Origin of the sequence: Shewanella donghaensis (assembly GCF_007567505.1) — a bacterium.
GTDB lineage: Bacteria > Pseudomonadota > Gammaproteobacteria > Enterobacterales > Shewanellaceae > Shewanella > Shewanella donghaensis.
The window spans coordinates 3,444,077-3,469,516 of the sequence record NZ_CP041783.1 but is presented as its reverse complement, the minus strand read 5'-3'; the positions used below and the strand labels follow the sequence as shown (position 1 = coordinate 3,469,516).

Annotated in this window: 15 protein-coding genes and 3 rRNA genes; 6 read left to right on the top strand and 12 right to left on the bottom strand. The window is 41.7% G+C overall.

Annotated elements, in window-relative coordinates:
* Positions 1–81 precede the first annotated feature (81 nt).
* Positions 82–2,676 (top strand): penicillin-binding protein 1A, encoded by a 2,595-nt coding sequence (locus tag FPK91_RS14890; protein ID WP_144211959.1) that lies wholly within the window; start codon positions 82–84, stop codon positions 2,674–2,676.
* A 144-nt stretch (positions 2,677–2,820) separates the two neighbouring features.
* Here FPK91_RS14890 and argH read toward each other — a convergent pair whose 3' ends face one another.
* The 5 genes from argH to argC all read right to left on the bottom strand — a co-directional run bounded on the left by argH (position 2,821) and on the right by argC (position 8,248).
* Positions 2,821–4,191: an argininosuccinate lyase gene (gene argH / locus FPK91_RS14885; protein WP_144211958.1), complete on the bottom strand. Its 1,371-nt coding sequence runs from the start codon at positions 4,189–4,191 to the stop codon at positions 2,821–2,823.
* A 76-nt stretch (positions 4,192–4,267) separates the two neighbouring features.
* Positions 4,268–5,488 carry an argininosuccinate synthase gene (locus tag FPK91_RS14880; RefSeq protein WP_144211957.1) on the bottom strand — a complete coding sequence of 407 codons (1,221 nt, stop codon included), beginning with the start codon at positions 5,486–5,488 and terminating at the stop codon, positions 4,268–4,270.
* A gap of 64 nt (positions 5,489–5,552) precedes the next feature.
* On the bottom strand, positions 5,553–6,458 hold the full coding sequence (locus tag FPK91_RS14875) for an ornithine carbamoyltransferase (protein ID WP_144211956.1): 906 nt from the start codon (positions 6,456–6,458) through the stop codon (positions 5,553–5,555).
* A 12-nt stretch (positions 6,459–6,470) separates the two neighbouring features.
* Positions 6,471–7,253, bottom strand: coding sequence for an acetylglutamate kinase (gene argB, locus FPK91_RS14870; protein WP_144211955.1), 783 nt, complete (start codon positions 7,251–7,253; stop codon positions 6,471–6,473).
* 14 nt (positions 7,254–7,267) lie between these two features.
* Positions 7,268–8,248 carry an N-acetyl-gamma-glutamyl-phosphate reductase gene (gene argC / locus FPK91_RS14865; protein ID WP_144211954.1) on the bottom strand — a complete coding sequence of 327 codons (981 nt, stop codon included), beginning with the start codon at positions 8,246–8,248 and terminating at the stop codon, positions 7,268–7,270.
* Positions 8,249–8,508: 260 nt separating this feature from the next.
* Between argC and argE the strand changes: the two genes are divergently transcribed.
* The 3 genes from argE (at position 8,509) to FPK91_RS14850 (ending at position 12,985) form a co-directional block, all read left to right on the top strand.
* The gene (argE, locus tag FPK91_RS14860; RefSeq protein ID WP_144211953.1) at positions 8,509–9,660 is read left to right on the top strand and encodes an acetylornithine deacetylase; all 1,152 of its coding nucleotides are present in this window, start codon (positions 8,509–8,511) and stop codon (positions 9,658–9,660) included.
* Between the two features lie 140 nt (positions 9,661–9,800).
* Positions 9,801–12,449 (top strand): phosphoenolpyruvate carboxylase, encoded by a 2,649-nt coding sequence (gene ppc / locus FPK91_RS14855; protein ID WP_144211952.1) that lies wholly within the window; start codon positions 9,801–9,803, stop codon positions 12,447–12,449.
* Positions 12,449–12,985 (top strand): DUF1439 domain-containing protein, encoded by a 537-nt coding sequence (locus tag FPK91_RS14850; protein ID WP_144211951.1) that lies wholly within the window; start codon positions 12,449–12,451, stop codon positions 12,983–12,985. Before ppc ends, FPK91_RS14850 begins: the two co-directional genes overlap by 1 nt.
* 72 nt (positions 12,986–13,057) lie before the next feature.
* Here FPK91_RS14850 and FPK91_RS14845 read toward each other — a convergent pair whose 3' ends face one another.
* On the bottom strand, positions 13,058–13,513 hold the full coding sequence (locus FPK91_RS14845) for an LPP20 family lipoprotein (RefSeq protein ID WP_144211950.1): 456 nt from the start codon (positions 13,511–13,513) through the stop codon (positions 13,058–13,060).
* 94 nt (positions 13,514–13,607) lie between these two features.
* Complete coding sequence (locus FPK91_RS14840) at positions 13,608–14,339, bottom strand: hypothetical protein (RefSeq protein ID WP_144211949.1); 732 nt, start codon at positions 14,337–14,339, stop codon at positions 13,608–13,610.
* Between the two features lie 704 nt (positions 14,340–15,043).
* Between FPK91_RS14840 and FPK91_RS14835 the strand changes: the two genes are divergently transcribed.
* Positions 15,044–15,772, top strand: coding sequence for a flagellar basal body L-ring protein FlgH (locus FPK91_RS14835; protein WP_144211948.1), 729 nt, complete (start codon positions 15,044–15,046; stop codon positions 15,770–15,772).
* Positions 15,773–15,775: 3 nt separating this feature from the next.
* A complete protein-coding gene (locus tag FPK91_RS14830; RefSeq protein WP_144211947.1) occupies positions 15,776–16,957 on the top strand; it encodes a flagellar assembly protein T N-terminal domain-containing protein in 1,182 nt (393 codons plus the stop codon).
* An 86-nt stretch (positions 16,958–17,043) separates the two neighbouring features.
* On the opposite strand, the gene FPK91_RS14825 is transcribed toward FPK91_RS14830, so the two are convergent.
* The 5 genes from FPK91_RS14825 to FPK91_RS21175 form a co-directional block, all read right to left on the bottom strand.
* Positions 17,044–18,318, bottom strand: a complete 1,275-nt coding sequence (locus FPK91_RS14825) for a CinA family nicotinamide mononucleotide deamidase-related protein (protein WP_144214451.1) — start codon at positions 18,316–18,318, stop codon at positions 17,044–17,046.
* Between the two features lie 609 nt (positions 18,319–18,927).
* Positions 18,928–19,043: ribosomal RNA gene (gene rrf / locus FPK91_RS14820) — 5S ribosomal RNA — on the bottom strand.
* A 181-nt stretch (positions 19,044–19,224) separates the two neighbouring features.
* Positions 19,225–22,118 (bottom strand): 23S ribosomal RNA (locus tag FPK91_RS14815).
* A 379-nt stretch (positions 22,119–22,497) separates the two neighbouring features.
* A 16S ribosomal RNA gene (locus FPK91_RS14810) occupies positions 22,498–24,040 on the bottom strand.
* The 16S, 23S and 5S rRNA genes sit together here, the layout of an rRNA operon.
* Positions 24,041–24,680: 640 nt before the next feature.
* A complete protein-coding gene (locus FPK91_RS21175) occupies positions 24,681–24,809 on the bottom strand; it encodes a hypothetical protein (protein ID WP_264371764.1) in 129 nt (42 codons plus the stop codon).
* Positions 24,810–25,440 lie beyond the last annotated feature (631 nt).

Genomic DNA, 25,440 nt, shown 5'->3' with positions numbered 1-25,440 from the left:
TTGTTTTCATGTTTTTACTTCACCAAAAACGCTCCCGCTTATATACTATTAACCATACTTTTGATTTTTTGGATATTTTCGGTGAAGTGGCTTAAACGAATTCTAATTACTATTTTTAGCTTATCTTTGTTAGGCATTGGTACAATTGCGGCAGCTTATTTTTACGTTTTGCCTGATTTACCGGATGTTAATAGCCTAAAAACAGTAAAATTACAGACACCACTTCGCATTTACAGTGCCGATGGCTTATTAATTTCTCAATTTGGTGAAAAAAGAAGAATTCCAGTTGAATATGAAAATGTGCCTCCACAATTAATTAATGCGGTACTCGACACCGAAGATGCGCGCTTCTTCGAACATAAAGGTATCGATCCGATCGGGATTGTTCGTGCCGCAGTGATTTTGGTCACAACGGGTAAAAAAAGCCAAGGGGCGAGTACTATCACTCAACAAGTTGCCCGTGGTTTTTTCTTATCGAGAGAGAAAACCTATATTCGAAAAACAAAAGAAATCTTCCTCGCATTAAAAATTGAAAAAGCTTTAACAAAAGAAGAAATTCTTACGCTGTATTTAAATCGCTCTTTCTTAGGTAATCGTTCATACGGTGTTGGCGCTGCTGCGCAAGTTTATTACGGCAAAGATCTAGCGCAATTAACCTTGCCTCAAATGGCTATGATTGCTGGTTTGCCACAAGCCCCTTCAGCAGCAAACCCTATTAGGAATCCAGAACGTGCAATGACCCGACGAAATTGGGTGCTAAGTCGCATGCTTGAAAAACGAAATATTACCGAAGCTGAATATCAAGAAGCCATTAATAGCCCTATTACCGCTAAGTATCATGGTGCAGAAATTGACTTATATGCCCCTTATATCTCTGAAATGGCCCGTGAATATATGGTCAAGACATACGGTGAAGAAGAGGCCTACACTAACGGATATAATGTTTACACTACTATTTCATCGGATTTACAGCTAAAAGCACAAAGTGCACTGCGCGATAATGTTTTTGCCTATGACCAACGCCATGGTTATCGCGGCCCAATAGCGACCTTATGGACTGATACACCATTAGCCACCAGCGCTATTATCAAAAGTTTAAAAAGTACCTCTACGATGCAGGGTATTGTTCCTGCAGCGGTAATGACGGTAAGTGAACAACAAGTTACCTTGCTAAATGCGCAAGGTGAAGAGATTCTCATAGAGTGGAATGGGCTAAAATGGGCTCGTAAATTTATTACCGATCGACGCCAAGGCAAACCACCCAAAACGGCTGCTGATATTGTCGCTGTGGGTGAAAAGGTTTGGATTCGCAACAATGGGGAATATTGGCAATTGTCCCAAATTCCGCAGGTTTCCAGCGCTACGGTATCTTTAGAGCCACACGATGGGGCTATTCGTACTCTAGTTGGCGGCTTTAGTTTTACTCAAAGCCAATATAACCGAGTCACTCAAGCTAAACGTCAGCTTGGATCCAATATCAAGCCTTTCATCTATTCCGCAGCGCTTGAAAAAGATTATAATCTTGCAACGTTAATTAATAACGCACCGATTAATAAACCTGATACTCGTCAAGGCACAGCTTGGAGACCGAAAAACTCACCAGATATATATGGTGGCCCAACCCGTCTTCGAGTAGGTTTAGCACAATCAATTAATGTTATGTCTGTTAGAACAATGCGCCATATTGGTTTAGACAACACCATTGCTAAACTAGTTAATTTTGGTTTCGATCCCAATGACTTGCCTCGAAATGAATCTGTGGCATTAGGTTCACCTTCCGTAACTCCATTACAAGTTGCCACAGCATTCAATGTCTTTACTAATGGAGGTTATTTGGTTGAACCGTACTACATAACCAAGATTACAGACTCTTATGACAATATTATTGAGGAAGCATCTCCTGCATTAGCCTGCACACCAGAAATAATTAATGTTGTTGATAGCGAAACAGTTGCCACTAACACTATTGACGACCCTTTTGCAGCAATGGCAAATGAGTTTATTCAGTCGCAACAAGCTACGACCCTAACAACTGAAGCTTTAAACAGTGCAGATAAACATACTGAGCATGCTGTTTGTGGTGATGAAAATGCTCGATACGCACCAAGAATAATTACCGAACAAACTGCATTTTTGGTTACTGAAGCCCTTAAAAGTGTTATCTGGGGTGGGGGTGATTGGAGTAAAGGCACTGGCTGGAATGGTACTGCTTGGCGTGCATCACGTCTTATAAAACGTCGAGATATAGCGGGTAAAACAGGTACCACCAATGAATCTAGAGATACTTGGTTTAGTGGCTTTAACCCAACGCTTACCTCTACATTCTGGGTTGGTTTTGATGACCATGGACGTAGATTAGGCCGAACGAGTTGGGTAGCTGATGGTCCAGAAAATCAAATATCAGGTGCTGAAGCTGGCGCAAAAACGGCAGGGCCTGGTTGGAATGACTTTATGAACCAAGCGCTAAAAGGCACTGAAGAGTTCGCTACAATTCCTCCGAAAGGTATTGTGTCAGCACGCATTGATTTAGCTACGGGTAAATTAACGCGCAAAACAGACCACACTACATCGTTTGAATATTTCGTCGAAGGCACTGAGCCAACTGAATATGCCACAGAAGAAGTCATCGACGACAATATCTTTATTGACAATCCGGCAGATGATTTATTCCAGTAAATGAGTCCACCAGCGATTAATTCAAGATTAGTATTAATTTAATATTTGCTTGATTGAATTAAAAAAGTCCGCAGTGATTAATCACTGCGGACTTTTTATTTAAGCCTAAAGAAACAATATAAACTAATAAGGCTTACACATTATTTAGCTATTCGCTTGTTTCTGAGCTAATGCATGCTTTACTTGTACTAACGAGGTACCACCTAAAGCTTCACGTTTTGCTAAACATGACTCAATAGTTAAGCACTCATAAACATCATCACTGATAATTGGGCTAAATTGCTGTAGCTCTGAAATAACAAAATCTTCTAGCGGAGTTTGTTTTGCAATGGCTGCCACAACGACTTCACCAACAACATGGTGCGCCTCTCTGAATGGCATACCTTTAGCGACCAGATAATCAGCCAGCTCGGTAGAGTTTGCATAACCCTGCTGCGCTGCTGCTAAGGTTCTTTCACGGTTAACTTGCAGGCCACTTAATACTAATGCTGCCATTTCAAGACAAATAGACCAGCTATCCATTACATCAAATAAGCCTTCTTTGTCTTCTTGCATATCTTTGTTATAAGCAAGTGGCAATGCTTTCATGGTAGTAAGAATACCCATCAAACTGCCATAGACACGGCCAGTTTTGCCCCTGATCAACTCTAAAGCATCAGGGTTTTTCTTCTGTGGCATCAATGATGAACCAGAAGTCACTTCGTCATCAAGCTCAATGAAACCCGCTTCGCCACTGTTAAAGAATATTAAATCTTCAGCCATACGACTTAAATGCATCATGCTTATTGAAGCGTCGCTACATAACTCAACAACATGATCACGATCAGAAACTGAATCTAGGCTATTTAAGGTTGGCGCAGCAAAGCCTAATGATTGTGCAATTTGATGTCTATCCATCGGATAAGCCGTCCCTGCAAGAGCGCCAGTGCCTAATGGACAAGTGTCAGCACGCTTTAGTGCATCTTCTAAACGGCTAATATCACGCTCAAACATTTCAACGTAAGCTAAACACCAATGACCAAATAATACTGGTTGGGCTCTTTGTAAATGGGTATAGCCCGGCATTACAGCGTCAATTTCACGCTCTGCTAGTTTAACCAGTTCAGCTGAGAGCTTTTTAAGTAGCGATAGTGAGTGCTGACCTTCTTTTTTACACCATAGTTTTAAATCTGTGGCGACTTGGTCATTACGCGAACGGCCTGTATGCAGCTTTTTACCCAGGTCACCTACTTTGGCAATTAAAGACTGCTCCACAAAACTGTGAATATCTTCAGCGCCAGAAGCAATAATCAATTCTGGTTTGTCAGCAACGTCTGCGAGTAACTCATTAAGCGCACCGTGCAATTGCTCACATTCTGCTTGAGTTAAAATACCTACTGAAGTGATTGCTGATGCCCATGCAATTGAGCCAACAATATCTTCTTCAATTAAACGATAATCCACTGGTAACGAATCATTAAATAATTTAAATAATGCACTGCTTTCTTGACTGAATCTTCCGCCCCATAACGCCATGTCGATACCCTCTTTTAACTTATTCTATAAAAACGGGGCTATATGAGCCCCGTATCAATCTTAAATAACAGGAAATTTACTTCGTATTTAATGCTCTAATACGGCTTGATAAAGAGTAAAGGCGGATAAAGCCTGCTGCATCTTTTTGGTCATAAACATTGTCGTCACCAAAGGTCGCAAACTCTTCAGAATATAAGCTGTTTGGAGAACGCTTTTTCACAACACTGGCTTGGCCTTTATAAAGTTTCACTACCACTTCGCCGTTAACTAATTGCGCTAAAGATTCTGACGCGGCAATTAACGAATTACATAATGGTGTGAACCAACGTCCATCATAAACAAGGTGAGCCATTTGTGCGCCAACCTGTTCACGCCAGTCACGGCTTGTTTTATCAAGCACTAACTCTTCGATTGCACGAAGGCCTGCAAACATCACTGTTCCACCTGGGGTTTCATAACAGCCACGAGACTTCATGCCCACTAAACGGTTTTCGGTAATATCAATACGACCAACACCGTGTGCTGCTGCTAATTCATTTAGCTTCATTAGTGCGTCATATGGAGATAGCGCAACATCATCAACATGAGTAACACGGCCATTGGCAATGGTTAGCCCAACATACTCAGGGGTATTAGGTGCATCTTCTGGCGCCACAGTCATGGTCCAAACTTCTTTGCTTGGCTCATTCCACGGATCTTCTAACTCACCACCTTCATGAGAGATATGCCAAGCGTTGGCATCACGGCTATAAATCTTAGTAGCTGATGCGGTGGTTTCAATATTTCTTTCAGCAAGGTAATCAAGCAAATCTTCACGACTCACCATCGACCATTCACGCCAAGGAGCAATAACGGTTAACTCTGGTGCAAGTGCGGCAAAACAACCTTCGAAACGTACTTGGTCATTACCTTTACCAGTACAACCATGACATACCGCATCAGCGCCAACTTTACGTGCAATTTCAACTTGAGCTTTAGCAATAATAGGACGCGCCATTGAAGTACCTAATAAATAAGTACCTTCATAAATAGCGCCTGTTGCAATGGTCGGATAAATATAATCGGCCACCAGCTCTTCTTTCAAATCGACGATATAACACTCTGATGCACCTGATGCGATCGCTTTTTCGTGCAAGCCTTCAAGCTCTTCTGCACCTTGACCGACATCGGCACAAAACGCGACAATTTCACAGTTATCATAGGTTTCTTTCAACCATGGGATAATCGCTGAAGTGTCTAATCCACCAGAGTATGCTAATACGACTTTTTTTATATTGGGTTGTGCTGCAATTGACATGTTAATTCCTAACGTAATTTGTTTATAAAAGCTCGCTAACGCCAGCTGATGAAAATATGATTTATTAACCTAACAAAGTAACCAATACAGCATTTTGTGCATGCATTCTATTTTCTGCTTGTTGGAGGATAAGTGAACCTTCACCATCCACCACTTCCGCCGTTGCTTCCACTTCACGGTAAGCTGGTAAACAATGCATAAAGTAATTGGCACCCACCTTATTCATTAATTCACTATTAACTTGATAAGGTTTAAATTTCGCTTCAATTTCAGCCATAGGTGTTGTATCGCCCATGGAAATCCACGTATCTGTGTAAATGGCGTCTTGTGGACCCATGTCACTGACATCAGATATTAGAATAAGCTCACCACCATGCTTAGCTGCTAATGCTTGAACTTCACAAACCACTTGTCCATCAGGGAAGTGACCAGGAGGGCAAACTACTGTCATAGTTGCACCTAAGATAGCAGCTCCATACATTAATGAGTGTGTCACATTGTTACCATCACCTAAGTAGGCTAATTTAACCTTACTGACATCATCAAATTTCTCAGATAATGTCAGGAAGTCAGCCAAGCCTTGGCAAGGATGATATAAATTACACAATGCATTAATCACTGGAACAGATGCATGCTCTGCAAGAGCCGCTATCGTTGTATGTGAAAATGTTCTCGCCACAATCGCATCAGCCCAACAAGAAATATTGGTCGCAAAGTCGGATACTGGTTCACGCTTACCTAATGCACCATTTTGTTGATCTAAATAAACTGAATGACCACCCAACTTATTAATGCCAATATCAAAACTGACACGAGTACGTAATGACGGTTTTTCAAAAAGCATTACCACACTTTTACCCGCAAGCGCCTGATTGTAGTCAGCAGGATTAGCTTTAATTTTTTTAGCCAAAGCCAGTAAATCTAATAGCTGGGTTTGCGATAAATCTTTAATCGATAATAAATGTTCCATTAGTTTTAACTCCTAAGGCTGAATTTGGGTTCCAACGGACTGACCGTTAGTTAATGCAATTAGTTGTTGAGGCTGTTTCCAAGATGCAACTTGAACCGCTTTCCCCATCCATTGAGCAACTTCAAGTGCTGCTTCAACTTTCACTTTCATTCCTTTCTCAATAACACCCTGCTCAATTAACCCAGCAATTTGTTGCTGATTAAGCTGTGTGATGAGCTCACCTTTAGCATCTAATACACCAGGAACATCTGATAATAAAACCAGCTGGCCAGACACTAACTTAGCTAACGCGGTTGCCGCTTGGTCTGCATTCACGTTCAACATATCACCCGTTGGGGATATGGCGATTGAGCTGCATATTGGTAGCCAGTTTTGTGACAGTAAATAATTTAAATAACTCGGGTCATTTGGTGATACTTCACCAACCAAACCTAACTTTTCATCTTTAATTTTGGCATTAACGATTTTGCCATCGGCTAAGCTCATGCCAACACTGACGATGCCAGCTTTAATTGCCGCGGCCTGTAGAATTTTATTTGATGTACCCGCTAACGCACCAACCACAATAGGAATTTGATCAGCAGGGGTAACACGTAAGCCTTCAAGTTTAATGGTTTGTTTGCCGTTGGCTTCAAGTTGCTCATCAACCAAACAACCACCGCCATGAACAAAAATAACTTTTTGTCCTTGTTGCATCATTTCAGCGACAACTGACATAAGTTCAGCCATGCCAGGCTCTGATTGCAACAGCGCACCACCCACTTTTAGCACGATAACAGGGTTAGTATTAGACATAATCAAGGCTCCTGTTATAGACCAAAGTGAATTTTAATACACTGTAAGCCTTGGCTTGCAGCACCTTTCATTAAATTATCAATGGCGCTAGCAACGACAAGGTAATTACTTTGAGCATCGTACTTCCAGCCCACGATACAATTTGGCGTTAGTACCACATCATCAATTTTAGGAAACTGATTATGCTTGACGCTCACCAGTGGCGAGTCATCATAGACGCCATATGCCTTGGCAATATCAGCTTCGGTCGTACCCTTTTGCAGCTGCACGGTAATTGTGGCTAAAATACCACGTTTAAAATTACCTAAATGCGGTGTAAAGATAACTTCTTGGCCTAGCTGAGTGGCGATTTCTGGTTGATGTCTGTGTCCTAGTACCCCATAAGGAGTTAAACTAACTTCACAAAAGCTGGTATGTAACTGTGCTTTCCTGCCTGCTCCAGTAACACCACTGACAGCGTTAATAACAGGATAAGCATCAGTTAAAAATGGTTTTAAAGGCTTTAAAGCAGTTAATGATGCCGTCGGATAACAACCCGGAACCGCAATCATTTTACTGTTAGCAATTTCTTTAGCATTCCATTCAGCTAAACCGTAAACCGCATCAGCAAGTACTTCTGCTTGAGTATGTTCAAAACCATACCATTTAGGATATTGCTCTGTATCAGCAAAACGATAAGCACCACTTAAATCAAATACGGCTAAACCTTGCTTATAAAAGAATGCGGCTAATTCCAAACTGACAGAATGCTCAGTCGCTAATACAACGGCATCAGCATGATCGACAATGGCTTGTTTAGCCTCAGCCGTTAATGGCGAGAGAGGAATCTGGATGTGTTGATAAGGAGGATATAGCTCCGCTAACAAACGGCCTTTGTCTAAACTGTTTTCAGAAACATATAACCCCTGAATAGACAGTGTAGCTTCAGCATCAATAAGAGCCGTTATCTGAGCGCCGGTATAACCACTTGCACCAATTATTGCGATATTTTTCATTATTATGTCGTCTTTAAGTAAGTAAACTATTAAACAAATTTGATACGTGAGCAGGGTGCTCGAGATTAAAACTATCGTCGAAGATAGTTTATATTGGGATCTGTTACAGTGAATTGAATCGCAAATAAATACATAGTAATAATCTTTAATCTTAATCAAGTTATGGTGAATACCTTAGCTGTTTGCTAGACTAACACAAAATATTACTTATGCAATAATAATGAATACATATTTCATTAATGAATATCAAAAAGGTCTTTATGAACTCACTACCTGAATTGAAAGATGCTTTTAAACAGCTAATTGCACTCCCTTCTATCAGTGCTTTAGACGCAGAACAAGATATGAGTAACCATGCAGTTATTGAGTTGTTGCAGTCTTGGTTTACTGAGTTAGGATTTGAATGCACAATAAGTACTGTTGCCGACAGCAGAGGTAAGCAAAATCTCGTTGCGACAATAGGCTCAGGCAAAGGCGGACTATTATTAGCTGGTCATACTGATACAGTGCCATTTGATGAAGGACAATGGAGTCAAAGCCCATTTGAGTTAACTGAAAAAGACAATCGATGGTACGGTTTAGGTACCTGCGATATGAAAGGCTTCTTTGCTCTGATCATGGAAGCATTAAAAGATATTCCATTAGCAGAACTAAAGCGTCCTCTGCATATCTTTGCCAGTGCCGACGAAGAAACCACCATGAACGGTGCTAAAGCATTTGCCGAATCGACTTCTATAGCGCCCGATTATGCCATTATTGGCGAGCCTACCAGTTTAAAACCGGTATATATGCATAAAGGCCATTTAGCTCAAGGCATAAGAGTCATTGGCCGCAGTGGCCATTCATCCGATCCTGCTCGTGGCCTTAATGCTATCGAAGTGATGCATCAAGTCATCGGCCAATTGATGAAATTAAAACAACACTTAAGTGAAAACTATCGAGAGGACGCATTTAGTGTGCCCTACCCAACTATGAACTTTGGCCATATTCATGGGGGTGATGCAGCAAACCGTATTTGTGGTTGCTGCGACTTACATCTAGATATTCGTCCTCTACCTGGCATTGAACTCGTAGATTTAGAGCTAATGGTGATTAACTACTTAGCTGACATTAATAAACAATATCCTGGCAGCATAGAGATAAGCACTTTATACCCAGGCTCTGAGTCATTTGCAGGTAAAGCCGATAGTTATTGGACCAAGTTGGTTTCTGAACTCGCTAACAGTCAGGCCGAAGTGGTGAATTATGCCACTGAAGCACCTTATATTAATCAATTAGGTTGCCAAACATTAGTCATGGGACCTGGCAGTATTAACCAAGCACACCAACCAGATGAATACATTGGCCTCGAATATCTAACACCGACAGCTGAATTGCTGAAAAAGCTTATTTATCAAGCTTGTATTAAATAAAATGTAATCGTTTAGATATTATGAATTAACATTGATTTATAAATTGTAGAATCCATTGACCAACCCCCTTGAAGCTCGCTATTGTGCTAGCTCTTGTGGAAATAATTGTGACCGTTTATTAAGTAACTTATGGAGTAATTATGGCAGAGCAAACCGCTGACATGTACGCATCGTTGCGTTCAAATGTGGGTAGCCTAGGACAGATTTTAGGTGACACAATGCGTGATCATCTAGGAGAGAATTTCTTAGAAAAAGTGGAACAAATTCGGATCCTAGCGAAAGAATCTCGTCAAGGCGATGCTGATTCTCGCCAACAGATGCTTACCTTACTTAATTCACTACCTGACGAAGAGTTAGTTCCATTTGCCAAGGCATTCAACCAATTCCTAAACTTGGCAAATATTGCAGAACAATTCCATACTATTAGTCGTGACTGTGATGAACTTGTTTGTACTCCTGATCCTGTAGAGCAATTGCTTGGCCGCATGCTTAACAGTAATTCAAATGAAAAAGAAGTTATTGATTGTCTGACTAACCTTGATATTGATTTAGTGCTTACAGCACACCCAACCGAAATTTCACGTCGTACGTTAATTCAAAAATACTCTGCCGTTGTAGATTGCTTAGCAGAGCAAGAAAACCAGCAACTAACCGACAGAGAAAAAAAGCAAACCCATCTAAGGTTACGTCAGCTCATTTCACAAATTTGGCATACCAATGAAATTCGTCATGACAGGCCAACACCTGTAGATGAAGCTCGCTGGGGCCTAAGCACTATTGAGACGTCATTATGGAAAGCGGTACCTGACTTTTTAAGACAACTTAACGACCATGTCGAAACTAAAACTGGCCAACAGATCCCAGCCGATATCTGTCCAGTGCGTTTTTCAAGCTGGATGGGTGGAGATCGAGATGGTAATCCATTCGTTACCTCTGTCGTCACTGAAGAAGTCCTGCTTCGAAATCGACATGCTGCTGCGCGGCTCTATCTCAAAGATATTGTCGAACTCGTAGGCGAGTTGTCGATGGAGGATGCCAGCGAAGAGTTAAAGGCTTTATCACCAAACAGCAAAGAACCTTATCGAGATGTATTGCGTGACTTGCGCCAAAAGTTGCGTAATACCATTGATTACCTCAATGCACGTCTGGAAGGTCAAGCAGTCGAAATTAACCATAATGACATCATTTGGCAGCTTGAAGATTTAAAGCAGCCACTTGAGTTGATTTATAACAGCTTGTCATCGTGTGGGATGAGATTAATTGCTAATGGGCTATTACTGGATATTCTGCGCCGTCTCGCTTGTTTTGGTATTCATATGCTCAGGCTTGATATCCGTCAAGATGCTGAACGTCACAGCGATGTCATTGCAGAACTGACGCGATATTTAGGCTTAGGCGATTATGACCATTGGGACGAAAACGAGAAACAAGCTTTCTTATTACGCGAGTTAACAGGCCGTCGACCATTAATTCCAAGTAACTGGCAACCATCTGCTGACGTACTTGAAGTCATTAAAACCTGTAAGTTGGTAGCCTCTCAGCCTGCCACAGCGCTTGGCTCTTACGTTATCTCAATGGCCAGTAAGCCATCTGATGTGCTGGCTGTATTGTTATTACTTAAAGAAACAGGCTGCCAATATCCTATGCGAGTTGTGCCGCTTTTTGAAACATTAAGCGATTTAACCACTGCAGCAGACTGCATGACACAACTACTAGATATTGATTGGTATCGCGGCTATACCAAAGGTATGCAAGAAGTCATGATTGGCTACTCTGATTCAGCCAAAGATGCCGGGGTTATTGCAGCAGCATGGGCGCAATATCATGCACAAGAACAGCTAGTTGCCGTGTGTAAGAAAGCCGATGTAAAACTGATGCTATTTCATGGCCGCGGCGGTTCAATCGGTCGCGGAGGCGGGCCTGCTCATAAAGCGATTTTATCTCAACCACCAGGTTCAGTTGACGGCCGCATTCGAGTCACAGAACAAGGCGAGATGATCCGTTTCAAATTTGGCCTACCAAAAGTGGCTGTGCAAAGTTTAGCGCTATACACCTCAGCAGTGATGGAAGCAACATTGTTACCACCACCTGAGCCAAAACAACAATGGCGTGATTGCATGCAACGACTTGCGGATGACTCTGTCAAAGCGTATCGCGGCATCGTGCGTGAAGAACCCGACTTTGTTGCTTACTTTCGTGCAGCCACACCTGAAGTTGAACTAGGTAAACTGCCATTAGGTAGCCGCCCAGCTAAACGACGAGTTGATGGTGGCATCGAAAGTTTGCGTGCTATCCCATGGATATTTGCTTGGTCACAGAATCGTTTAATGCTGCCAGCATGGTTAGGCGCAGGTGAAGCATTAAAAGCAGCATCAGCGAGAGGTGAAGCTGATTTATTAAAAGAAATGGAGCAACAATGGCCATTCTTTGAAACCCGCATATCAATGCTAGAAATGGTATATATGAAGGCAGAACCAAACCTCGCTCGCTATTATGACAGCTGCTTAGTACCTGAAGAGTTAAAACACTTGGGCACAAAGCTTCGCGCCAGCCTACAATTAGGTATCGATGAAGTATTGTCATTAACGCAATCAGAAGAGCTAATGTCACATACACCATGGAATCGCGAGTCGGTTAAGTTACGTAACCCGTATATTGACCCTCTCAATTTTTTACAAGCAGAATTACTTGCTCGCACCCGTAATGAAGATCAAGCATCTAAACAAGTTGAACTTGCCTTAATGCTAACCATTGCAGGTGTCGCAGCCGGAATGAGAAACACTGGATAATGCGCATATTTAAATGTGGTTTAGCCTTACTAATGCTATTACTGACAGGTTGCGCTGCTCAGTACAGCATTAGTGAGTCTGAAGTTGAAGACTACCTCAATAATGAGATGCATTATGAAGTCTCACAAGGTAATCAAGTTTTTGGACTGCAACTAAAGCTTAACGACATGGAAGTGGAGTTGGGCCATAAGCCCAATACCATCTCGGTGACAGCCCAAACTAAAATGGCCGTAAAAAATCCATTTAAGTCGATTAAAGCCGATCTTGTGACAACATTTGAAGCAGAACCTTGGTACGACGTAGAAACCAAAAGTATCTATTTAAAGAAACTAGACTTGGTTGAAGTCAAATCAACGCCTGCCGATTTTGAACAAATGCTATCTTCAATTACGCCACAACTCATGAGCTTTCTAAGAACTTTTTTAGAATCTCAACCAGTCTATGTACTTGATACCAATGATTCAGATCAAGCATTGATGGCATCTATGACAAAAGCGATTGAAGTGCAGAAAGGTAAAATTGTTATTAAGTTTTGAGTAATAAATTTTATCCAAATAAAAGCGCCTTCTGGCGCTTTTATTTTATGTCTGATTAATTAACTTGAACGGCTAAAAGTTATTTACTGGTTCTATTACTAATATGCTCTGTCTTGGCGGTTGACCAGACTGTTGATATAAGTCCCAAACAACTTGGTAATCAAGCTCCAATTCAGTGACATAAAAACCATCAACAGGATAAGCTTTTACAACTCTAGCCCCTTTAATCAGACCAGAAACCTTTATCTTGGTATCAGTGTTATACATAGCCCAATCATGTACTGCGGTATTCGCATCAAGTTGCAGACCATAAACTTGTTCGGCTAGTTCTCGATAAGCCAAAATCTTAGAAGATTCCATCGCCATTAAAATTTGGTCAGATCTAAACTCTGCGGGTTGACGATCAATCGGTGCATATCCCGTTGCAGTTAGCACAGGGAACTCGCTTGGAGTATAAGGCTGCGATACCCCTTGTAATGAATTACACCCAGAAACTACAAAGCACAATATAACGATCAGTATTCTCATTGATTAAGTTCGCTTATTTAGGTTGTTACTAAATCTGAATCAAACAACGGGTGCATATTCAGTATTCATTTGTAAAGTTGTTCTATTATTTGGATCAACTCTCGTCATCTGACAAAAGCTCACCAGCACTTGCCGCCAACTCTTTTACTGAATCACTATTAGCGAGATAATTGACCCCTATTCCAACAGCTTGCGCTCCCAAAGAGTTAGGCATAAGCATACTTGTTGCTAAGCTGGATGCTGCCTTAATATTTTTATCCGTTGCGATTTGATACAAATCAGAAAAAATAGGAACATTATTGACCAGATTAACTGGGTTAAGAAAATCATTCAGGTCTACATTAGATTCAATAACGGGTGCAGATAAAGTATCAATAATCGGTATTTCACCATTGGAGCTCAAATTTGCTGATTTTGATAAATCTTCAATAGAGGAGACAGTACTTGTATCAAGTATATTACTAACTGAAGAAACAGGTGCAATGCTTGGAGGATTAACCATACTACTCTGCAAAGAAGATAATAACTCCTGTTGCATTTGAGTAATAATGTCATCGGATATACTTAATGGCAGAATACTAATGTCATCTAATCCTGTTTCAGATAAAAATGAACTTTTAAAGTTATCCGAAAAATCATCACTTGATGTCATATTAAGGTTTGATATTGCAGTTACAGATGAACTAACAATATTATTGCCGGATATAACACCTTCTAATACTGAACTAAAAGCGCTTTGGCTGCTAATTCCACTTTCACTGTTAGTCTGATCAGTCAATGCTTTGATATTACTTGGTGATATCCCTAACGAGTTAACTAGGCTCAAATTATTATCTCTACTTTAGTATTCAGTGAAACACCCATTGAAATAATGGAAATGATTATTGATCAAAAATATATGACACGAGTAGTAACATCAATGCCAACAACAAAATAATACTTACCATATAAATATAAATTCGATATATACAAACTAAGTTTACGTTTAACCCATATTTATAAAAGCACAAAGGAAAAACAAGAATAACAACTAACTTTAAAACATAATAATCCATAAATTAATCATGGAATAAAAATTAACAACTTAACGTAAAGTGGTCACGATAAATACAATACGCATCTGATGCGATACGCTACTGCACATATGCTACAACGTAGAAGTAATAGGCTTAACATAATAGTAACAAGTAAATATTTTGAAAAAATAATTTATTAAAATTCTTTTAACGATTAAACTTTAATCATATAAATTTTGAAATATAACTTTGTATTTTAAAATTTACTTCACTCATTAAAAATGGAATGAAAAAATTAATTATGAATTCGATTAACTAAATATGAAATATAAAAATTATTTACACTGATAGATTATAAAGCAAACATAATATAGAAATCCAAAGTAAATATAAGTAAACATAAGTAAACCTGAGTAAGTCTAGGTAAAAAATAAGTATTCGAATCCTAGGCCATTTAATCAGCTATAATAACCATGATAAAATATATAAAAATTCAACAATGAACATATAAGCAATGAAAACAAAATTATTCTTAATAGTTATACTTTTAAATTTTATTTCAGCTTGCACCACAATTGAAGTCCCTAAAATAAAAAGTCAAACTAAAGAAAACACCACATTGAACGTTGTTGAAAAAAATAATGAAGCAATTAAAGGTGATCCTAATTTTCGCCCAGTTCGAAATAATAACATCCAAGAAGCCCCTCAAATGACAGGGTCAATCTTCAACCCTAATAATACATTTGATATTTATCAAAACAATAATCGATATGAAATTGGCGATATGATACGTATCAGATTAAACGAAGAACTGACCTCAAAAAAATCAGTAAGTTACAAGAGAGACAACTCAAATGAGTTTGAATTGTCACCGAATATTACTGCAGGTAACATAAATATAAGTGATGAAAACTTAAGTGCTGACTACTCACAAGCTAAAAGCTTTGACAGCTCATCGGCAAGTAACCATAACAACTCACTTTCAGGCACTATTACTGTCGCAGTTAGAGAGAAACTACCTAATGGAAACCTCATTGTCGCTGGAGAGAAATGGATAAAGCTCAATAAAGGCGATGAATACGTCAGGTTTTCAGGTGAAATAAGAGTTACGGATATTGCTTCAGATCATTCAATCAACTCCAATATGGTTGGAAATTCAATTATCGAAGTGAGTGGTAAAGGAGAACAACAAGACAATCAAGATCCTTCTTTGATTAGCAAATTACTCAATATATTTGGATAAAACATGATCAGAGCACTTATATATCTGGGATTATATCTTATCCCTTCGATTGCCTGCGCTCAGTGGTTTACAGGGCAGGCATCTCAAGCGATTAATGGTATGGACTATAATGAAGTCCGCAGTGCCACGATTGAACAAGCAATAGAGAATGCATCATTACAAGCAAGCAGCTTCATTAAAATAGAGCACACTGTCACGAATGGAATATTGAGCAAAAGTACTAGTAACCTTTTATCAGAGCATCAGATAAGTAAAATTACGATCCTCAATGAAACCGTTAAAAACGGCATATTAACCATTAATTTAAAAGTTAATCTACAGTCAGGTCAAAGTTGTACTAAAGATATATATCAAAAGCAGTTGGTCATAGCACAATTTCCTTTACTCACACCAGCGCAAGCATCATCTGGGGATATTTATACTCTTCCCTTCCATGTTGTATCGCGCTTCAAGAATGAGCTAACTAATCAACCTAGCACATTTGTTGAAGAACTCATCCCTCAAATGGTTTATAAACCTGATTATCATTTGGATACACTAAATTTAGAATCAGTTAAAGGTATTTCTCACGCACTTAGCAGCCAATTTCAAAGCCAATATTTAGTGTTTGGCTATATAAGAGATATAGGGCTATTTGATGAAAACAAATCGAATATTTTAACCAACACCATTACTCCCAAACGAAACTTCACAATAAAAGTTTATATGTATGATCGTGTAAGTAATAGTATTTTGCTGGAAAATGAATATCACGGTGAAGGAGGATGGAGCTTTGACTCTTTTAGCAAGGTGGACTTAGCAAACAGTTTATTTTGGCGTAGCGAATATGGAAAAACCATCAATGACACGCTATTCAAAGCAGCTAAAGATATTAATGAAATTTTAAGTTGCGAGCCGACAAAAGCAAATGTCATCAACGTCGATAATGAATTTGTTACTATTAACATCGGCACACTACATGGCGTCAAAAAGGGCGATGTTTTTAATGTCGTAAAACTTAAAAACATTCCATTAAGAAATTCAGTACTCTCCACTTTAATGCCACCAGACAAGCCAATTCATTTGAAGGTGATTCAAGTGAGCAATAAAATTAGCTTATTGGTTGCGCCACAAGACAGTGACCCGAATGGTATGAAGCAGCACCAAACTAATCTATATGACGTTGTTACCACTACGACAGAATAAAGACATAATCTTCAAACTATAAAGCCTGTAGAAGAGTTTGTTTACGCAGTAAGCAAACTCTTTTTAATTTACTGTCTGGTTATTACCTACTTGTTAAAGCGAGGTACTGACGGATAGTCAACGATGACTGCCTCATCAAGCAACGCTCGTCGTAGCATATCGTAAGCAATTGCAGCACTTAGGGTGCGAACGAGGTTACGTGAACGACTGGGTAATTTGACCATTTGACTATAAACAGCATGCTTAGTCGCTAATGCTATCGCTACTGTACCTACTGGTTTGTCATCAGAACCACCATCTGGTCCCGCTATTCCGCTAGTTGATAAAGCATAGTCACTCTCTAATATTTCTCTAGCCCCTCTCGCCATTGCTTCTACCGTAGCAATAGACACAGCACCATGGTCATCAAGTATTTGAGGGTTTACCCCCAGAACTTTTACTTTTGATTCATTGCTATAAGTAACAAGTCCATGATGTAAGTAAGATGAACTTCCTGCAAAATCAATAAGCTGGCTAGTAATCAACCCACCCGTACAAGACTCCGCAATACTCAAGCTAAAACCTGATTGAAATAAACGTTGGTGAATCTCTGCAGCAAGCGTTGGCTTGTCGTCAGCCACAACCGCAGTACCAAGAATCACTTTGACTTGTTTAGTCACAGCAGGTAACTTGCTAATCGCCTTGTCGCCACGTGCGAATATCTTGATTTCTATATGAGGCATTGAAGAGCGATATCCTAACGTGATGCCATCAGGTAAAGTTAGCTCTTCCAAACTATCGGCTAGAGATGACTCCCCATAACCTATAGTCAGTAATTTCTTTAATGCTGTGTTTTCACTGCTGCCAAATTCAGCCTTAATGAAGGGAATGAATTGTTCCGAAATCATATGCTTCAATTCAAAAGGTACACCAGGAGTAAAGAATAACCATGCATTATTTAACTTAACTCTAAAGCCACATGCTGTCCCTACAGGGTTATCAATCATCACTGCAGATTCAGGTAACCAAGCTTGCTTTAAATTACTTTTAGCCATTACACGATTATTTCGAGAAAACCATTCAATCAATTTCTCTTGCCATTCTACATTCTCGACTAAAGGCTCACCCTTTGCTAGCGCCATTGCCTCAGCAGACATATCATCACTAGTCGGACCTAAACCACCATTAACGATAATGACATCAGCGTGATAACTTCGATCAATGAACGCTTGAGCAAGGTCGTCTAATCGATCACCTACGGTAATTCGGTACTGCATTTCAATACCCAATTCCATCATTGCGTTAGCTACCCAAGCGGCATTAGTATCTATAATCTGGCCTGATAATACTTCCTCGCCAGTACAAATCATCTCTAATTTCATCATTATCCCTAAGTGTCCGACCTATAAATCACAGGTTAGATTTGTTAAATCCTCAAAGTTCTCTACAAGATAGCTTACCATCATGAAAGAACCATTACTTAACTGATAGTTAATACTTTAAAGGACGATTTTAAGTTCAATTATTATCAATACTTCGTTGTTTTTATTCTAAAACAACCAAGCATCTGAAAATCTTGGTTATTAAGGAACCAACAGGAAAGCCTTGTGAAGTAGGTAATAAATCCTAATCGTGTAAATGGAGAAAGCTGAAGCGGGCATATTACGTATTAGGCTCGAATCTCTAAGCTAGGTTCCCATGGGAATATCGGCTATAGCAACCTTCTAATAACTCAAGGCACCGTAATTTTCCGACACAAAAAAGCTCATTACATCAGTAATGGGCTGTCTGCTCTCGTTCTTACTTTAACAGCTCGAGAAATTAGGCCCTTGGCGATGTTCAGCTGCGGATACATCCTTCGCGTTCCATATCTGTATAAAGCGTTGCGTTATCAACACACACATTGCACCCTACTTTCACCTGTTCATTCGTTAAAAGCCGTAAAACGCAAAAAGCCCGCTACATAGTAGCGGGCTTAATACTTATTAGGCGCTTGGCGATGACCTACTTTCACATGGGGAGACCCCACACTATCATCGGCGCTATTGCGTTTCACTGCTGAGTTCGGGATGGGATCAGGTGGTACCACAATGCTATTGTCACCAAGCAAATTCTTGCTTCATTTACCGCATGCGCAGTAAATAATAATTCGGAAATCTGATAACTCTTTCGAGATTTTTTGAGTTCGCACTTCATTAAGCGCTCTATATTCGTATCTAAGTTCGACTTTTCAGTCTGTAATAAATCTAGTTACCACAACACACTCAGATAAAACTCATCTGGGTTGTATGGTTAAGCCTCACGAGTCATTAGTACAGGTTAGCTCAACGCCTCACAACGCTTACACACCCTGCCTATCAACGTCCTAGTCTCGAACGGCTCTTTAGAGAGATTAAATCTCTAGGGATGACTCATCTTAGGACTCGCTTCCCGCTTAGATGCTTTCAGCGGTTATCGATTCCGAACGTAGCTACCGGGCAATGCTATTGGCATAACAACCCGAACACCAGCGGTTCGTCCACTCCGGTCCTCTCGTACTAGGAGCAGCTTCCTTCAATCATCCAACGCCCACGGCAGATAGGGACCGAACTGTCTCACGACGTTCTGAACCCAGCTCGCGTACCACTTTAAATGGCGAACAGCCATACCCTTGGGACCGACTTCAGCCCCAGGATGTGATGAGCCGACATCGAGGTGCCAAACACCGCCGTCGATATGAACTCTTGGGCGGTATCAGCCTGTTATCCCCGGAGTACCTTTTATCCGTTGAGCGATGGCCCTTCCATACAGAACCACCGGATCACTATGACCTACTTTCGTACCTGCTCGACGTGTATGTCTCGCAGTTAAGCTGGCTTATGCCATTGCACTAACCGTACGATGTCCGACCGTACTTAGCCAACCTTCGTGCTCCTCCGTTACTCTTTGGGAGGAGACCGCCCCAGTCAAACTACCCACCAGGCACTGTCCCGAACCCCGATAAGGGGCCGCGGTTAGAACATCAAAACTACAAGGGTGGTATTTCAAGATTGACTCCACTCCATCTAGCGACGAAGTTTCAAAGTCTCCCACCTATCCTACACATGTAGGTTCAATGTTCAGTGCCAAGCTATAGTAAAGGTTCACGGGGTCTTTCCGTCTAGCCGCGGGTATACGGCATCTTCACCGCAATTTCAACTTCACTGAGTCTCGGCTGGAGACAGCGTGGCCATCATTACGCCATTCGTGCAGGTCGGAACTTACCCGACAAGGAATTTCGCTACCTTAGGACCGTTATAGTTACGGCCGCCGTTTACTTGGGCTTCGATCATGAGCTTCTCCGAAGATAACCCAATCAATTAACCTTCAAGCACCGGGCAGGCGTCATACCGTATACGTCATCTTGCGATTTTGCACAGTACTGTGTTTTTGATAAACAGTTGCAGCCACCTGGTATCTGCGACTCCCAACAGCTTAGAGAGCAAGTCTCATCACCGTCAGGAGCGTACCTTCTCCCGAAGTTACGGTACCATTTTGCCTAGTTCCTTCAGCCGAGTTCTCTCAAGCGCCTTGGTATTCTCTACCCGACCACCTGTGTCGGTTTGGGGTACGATTCCTACTAACCTGAAGCTTAGAAGATTTTCCTGGAAGCATGGCATCAACTACTTCATCACCTTAGTGACTCGTCATCAGTTCTCAGCCTTAAGTAAACCCGGATTTGCCTAAGTTTACAGCCTACAACCTTAAACGCGGACTACCAACGCCGCGCTAGCCTAGCCTTCTCCGTCTCTCCATCGCAGTTAGCAGAAGTACAGGAATATTGACCTGTTTCCCATCGACTACGCCTTTCGGCCTCGCCTTAGGGGTCGACTCACCCTGCCCCGATTAACGTTGGACAGGAACCCTTGGTCTTTCGGCGAGGGAGTTTTTCACTCCCTTTATCGTTACTCATGTCAGCATTCGCACTTCTGATACGTCCAGTGTGGGTTACCCCTTCACCTTCAACCGCTTACAGAACGCTCCTCTACCGCTTGCTAGTAAACTAGCAAACCCATAGCTTCGGTGTATTGCTTAGCCCCGTTAAATCTTCCGCGCAGGCCGACTCGACTAGTGAGCTATTACGCTTTCTTTAAATGATGGCTGCTTCTAAGCCAACATCCTAGCTGTCTAAGCCTTCCCACATCGTTTCCCACTTAGCAATAACTTTGGGACCTTAGCTGATGGTCTGGGTTGTTTCCCTTTTGACGACGGACGTTAGCACCCGCCGTCTGTCTCCCGAGTAGTACTCACTGGTATTCGGAGTTTGCAAAGGGTTGGTAAGTCGGGATGACCCCCTAGCCTTAACAGTGCTCTACCCCCAGTGGTATTCGCTCGAGGCGCTACCTAAATAGCTTTCGAGGAGAACCAGATATCTCCGAGTTTGATTGGCCTTTCACCCCCAGCCACAAGTCATCCGCTAATTTTTCAACATTAGTCGGTTCGGTCCTCCAGTTGATGTTACTCAACCTTCAACCTGCCCATGGCTAGATCACTCGGTTTCGGGTCTACGCCTTGCAACTAAACGCGCAGTTAACACTCGGTTTCCCTACGGCTCCGCTATTCGCTTAACCTCGCTACAAAACGTAAGTCGCTGACCCATTATACAAAAGGTACGCAGTCACGGTCTCAAGAACCGCTCCCACTGCTTGTACGTACACGGTTTCAGGTTCTATTTCACTCCCCTCACAGGGGTTCTTTTCGCCTTTCCCTCACGGTACTGGTTCACTATCGGTCAGTCAGGAGTATTTAGCCTTGGAGGATGGTCCCCCCATATTCAAACAGGATGTCACGTGTCCCGCCTTACTCGTTTTCATCTATGGTTAGTTTTCATGTACGGGACTATCACCCTGTACCGTTAAGCTTTCCAACTTATTCCACTAACACCCCATAGACTTAAGGGCTAATCCCCGTTCGCTCGCCGCTACTAGGGGAATCTCGGTTGATTTCTTTTCCTTCGGGTACTTAGATGTTTCAGTTCCCCGAGTTCGCCTCATACAGCTATGTATTCACTGTATGATGACCACTTATGTGGCCGGGTTTCCCCATTCGGATATCGTTAGCTCAAGTGCTTATTACTAGCTCGCCAACGCTTTTCGCAAGTTATTACGTCCTTCATCGCCTCTGACTGCCAAGGCATCCACCGTATACGCTTAGTCACTTAACCATACAACCCACATCAGTTTCATAAATGAAAACAAGTGTTGTTAAAGCGGGTAGCCTTAACAGTTATATCGTAACTAGCTGGTTTATTACATAATTTGCATCTCTTTCGAGTACACAAATTCGCCTTAGATTTTTAGAATATTCAAGACACTTAATAAAGTGTTTTGAGAACTCAATGTATTATTGAAAAAGGATTAATTTCCCAATAATACGATTTTGTAAATAACACAACGACAGACATCATCATGTTAAATACTATCAGCTTTCCAAATTGTTAAAGAACAATGCTAACCGGCTCGCGGCGCATTTCGCTCAACTTCCGAAGAAGTTAACAAGCAATCTGTGTGAACACTCAACAAACATTAAGTTAGTCGTATAGGTAAGGAGGTGATCCAGCCCCAGGTTCCCCTAGGGCTACCTTGTTACGACTTCACCCCAGTCATGAACCACACCGTGGTAAACGTCCTCCCGAAGGTTAGACTATCTACTTCTGGTGCAGCCCACTCCCATGGTGTGACGGGCGGTGTGTACAAGGCCCGGGAACGTATTCACCGTAGCATTCTGATCTACGATTACTAGCGATTCCGACTTCACGGAGTCGAGTTGCAGACTCCGATCCGGACTACGACGTACTTTGTGAGATTAGCTAGACCTTGCGGCTTTGCAACCCTCTGTATACGCCATTGTAGCACGTGTGTAGCCCTACTCGTAAGGGCCATGATGACTTGACGTCGTCCCCACCTTCCTCCGGTTTATCACCGGCAGTCTCCCTAGAGTTCCCGCCATTATGCGCTGGCAAATAAGGATAGGGGTTGCGCTCGTTGCGGGACTTAACCCAACATTTCACAACACGAGCTGACGACAGCCATGCAGCACCTGTCTCACAGTTCCCGAAGGCACCAAACCATCTCTGGTAAGTTCTGTGGATGTCAAGAGTAGGTAAGGTTCTTCGCGTTGCATCGAATTAAACCACATGCTCCACCGCTTGTGCGGGCCCCCGTCAATTCATTTGAGTTTTAACCTTGCGGCCGTACTCCCCAGGCGGTCTACTTAATGCGTTAGCTTGGGAGCCCAGTGCTCAAGGCACCAAACTCCGAGTAGACATCGTTTACGGCGTGGACTACCAGGGTATCTAATCCTGTTTGCTCCCCACGCTTTCGTACATGAGCGTCAGTCTTTGTCCAGGGGGCCGCCTTCGCCACCGGTATTCCTTCAGATCTCTACGCATTTCACCGCTACACCTGAAATTCTACCCCCCTCTACAAGACTCTAGTTCACCAGTTCTAAATGCAATTCCCAGGTTGAGCCCGGGGATTTCACATCTAGCTTAATGAACCGCCTGCGTACGCTTTACGCCCAGTAATTCCGATTAACGCTTGGACCCCTCGTATTACCGCGGCTGCTGGCACGAAGTTAGCCGGTCCTTCTTCTGTAGGTAACGTCACAGCTAACGGTTATTAACCGTTAACCTTTCCTCCCTACTGAAAGTGCTTTACAACCCTAAGGCCTTCTTCACACACGCGGCATGGCTGCATCAGGCTTTCGCCCATTGTGCAATATTCCCCACTGCTGCCTCCCGTAGGAGTCTGGGCCGTGTCTCAGTCCCAGTGTGGCTGATCATCCTCTCAGAACAGCTAGGGATCGTCGCCTTGGTGAGCCATTACCTCACCAACTAGCTAATCCCACCTAGGTTCATCCAATCGCGAAAGGCCCGAAGGTCCCCTCCTTTCCCCCGTAGGGCGTATGCGGTATTAGCAGTCGTTTCCAACTGTTATCCCCCTCGACTGGGCAGATCCCTAGGCATTACTCACCCGTCCGCCGCTCGTCACCTCAGGAGCAAGCTCCTTTGTGTTACCGCTCGACTTGCATGTGTTAGGCCTGCCGCCAGCGTTCAATCTGAGCCATGATCAAACTCTTCAATTAAAGTTTTGTTAAAGCAGCCATTCTTATAAATAAGAACATCGCTTCGGCTCAATGAATTCTGATTTCGATTTAAAGACTCGGAAGAATCTCTAAAACGTTTGTTACATATTGCTATGAACACTCATCGTTACATTGAGTAAATAATTTTGATTGCTACATTCTTTACTAGAAAGAAGTAAGCAATTTCGATTAACTCAACACCTGTGAGTGTCCACACAGATTTCTTGTTTGATTGTTAAAGAGCGTTGGTATCAATCTTTCAGATACCGCCGTTAGACGCTAGGTCGTTGGCTTAGGGATGCGTATTCTACACTTCCCGTTGTGGGCGTCAAGTCATTTTTAACGTTAATTCAAAATGCTTTTCAACCCGTTAATTATGATGATGTAAAACCGTCTTAATTAACGCTAACACGTTGAGCCTATTGGCCTGTCGCCGTGTCAGTGGATGCGCATTATAGGCAAATCAGGATTTCGCGCAAGGGCTTTTTTGCATAAAAATGAAGTTTTTTAGCATTAAATGCTTAAGTACAGGATACCCACTTGTTACCCCCAAAGTTATCCACATTTTAAGGGGCAGTTGCCGTTAATTACCGCAGAGCCGTAACAACCTTTTATTCCCCAACGTCAATGATACAAAGGGTTAACGGCCATCATCACCGTCATTTCTGCTATTCACTCGTAGCAGCACAATGATGACTGCGATAAAACTATCCACATTTTTCGGTTTGATAAATTGTTTCAGCGTTAAAAAGCGGTAATCTAACGACACATTTATCAGATGCGGCCTTTAATTTTAGTTCAACATGGAGCAATAATCGAAAAAAAGAACAACATTATTTAATGTGCAGCGCCCTTATATAGAAAGAACATTCCTTACCAGGCTCAAGAATTGACACATTGTTGTAGTTTGTGGCCAATCAACACCGACGTTGTTACTTAAGGCCTAATATAGCAGAAACATAAAGTGACGCTCATAGAGCGCTATTCAATCAATAAGTCGAAGAGTCATTCAGTCTATAAAACCAAACCCTCCCAATTTTTCTACACCTAACTTAGCTCTTAACTTAAATTATTTGTGACACTCAAGGCTCCAACTGTACAAAGGAATAAGTACTGCGTATTTATCAATCAGCTTAAGTGTGTTTATATTAAAAATATCGATAAAACACAAAAAAGCCCGCTACGTTAGTAACGGGCTATCTGCTCTCGTTCTTACTTTAACAGCTCGAGAAATTAGGCCCTTGGCGATGTTCAGCTGCGGATACATCCTTCGCGTTCCATATCTGTATAAAGCGTTGCGTTATCAACACACACATTGCACCCTACTTTCACCTGTTCATTCGTTAAAAGCCGTAAAACGCAAAAAGCCCGCTACATAGTAGCGGGCTTAATACTTATTA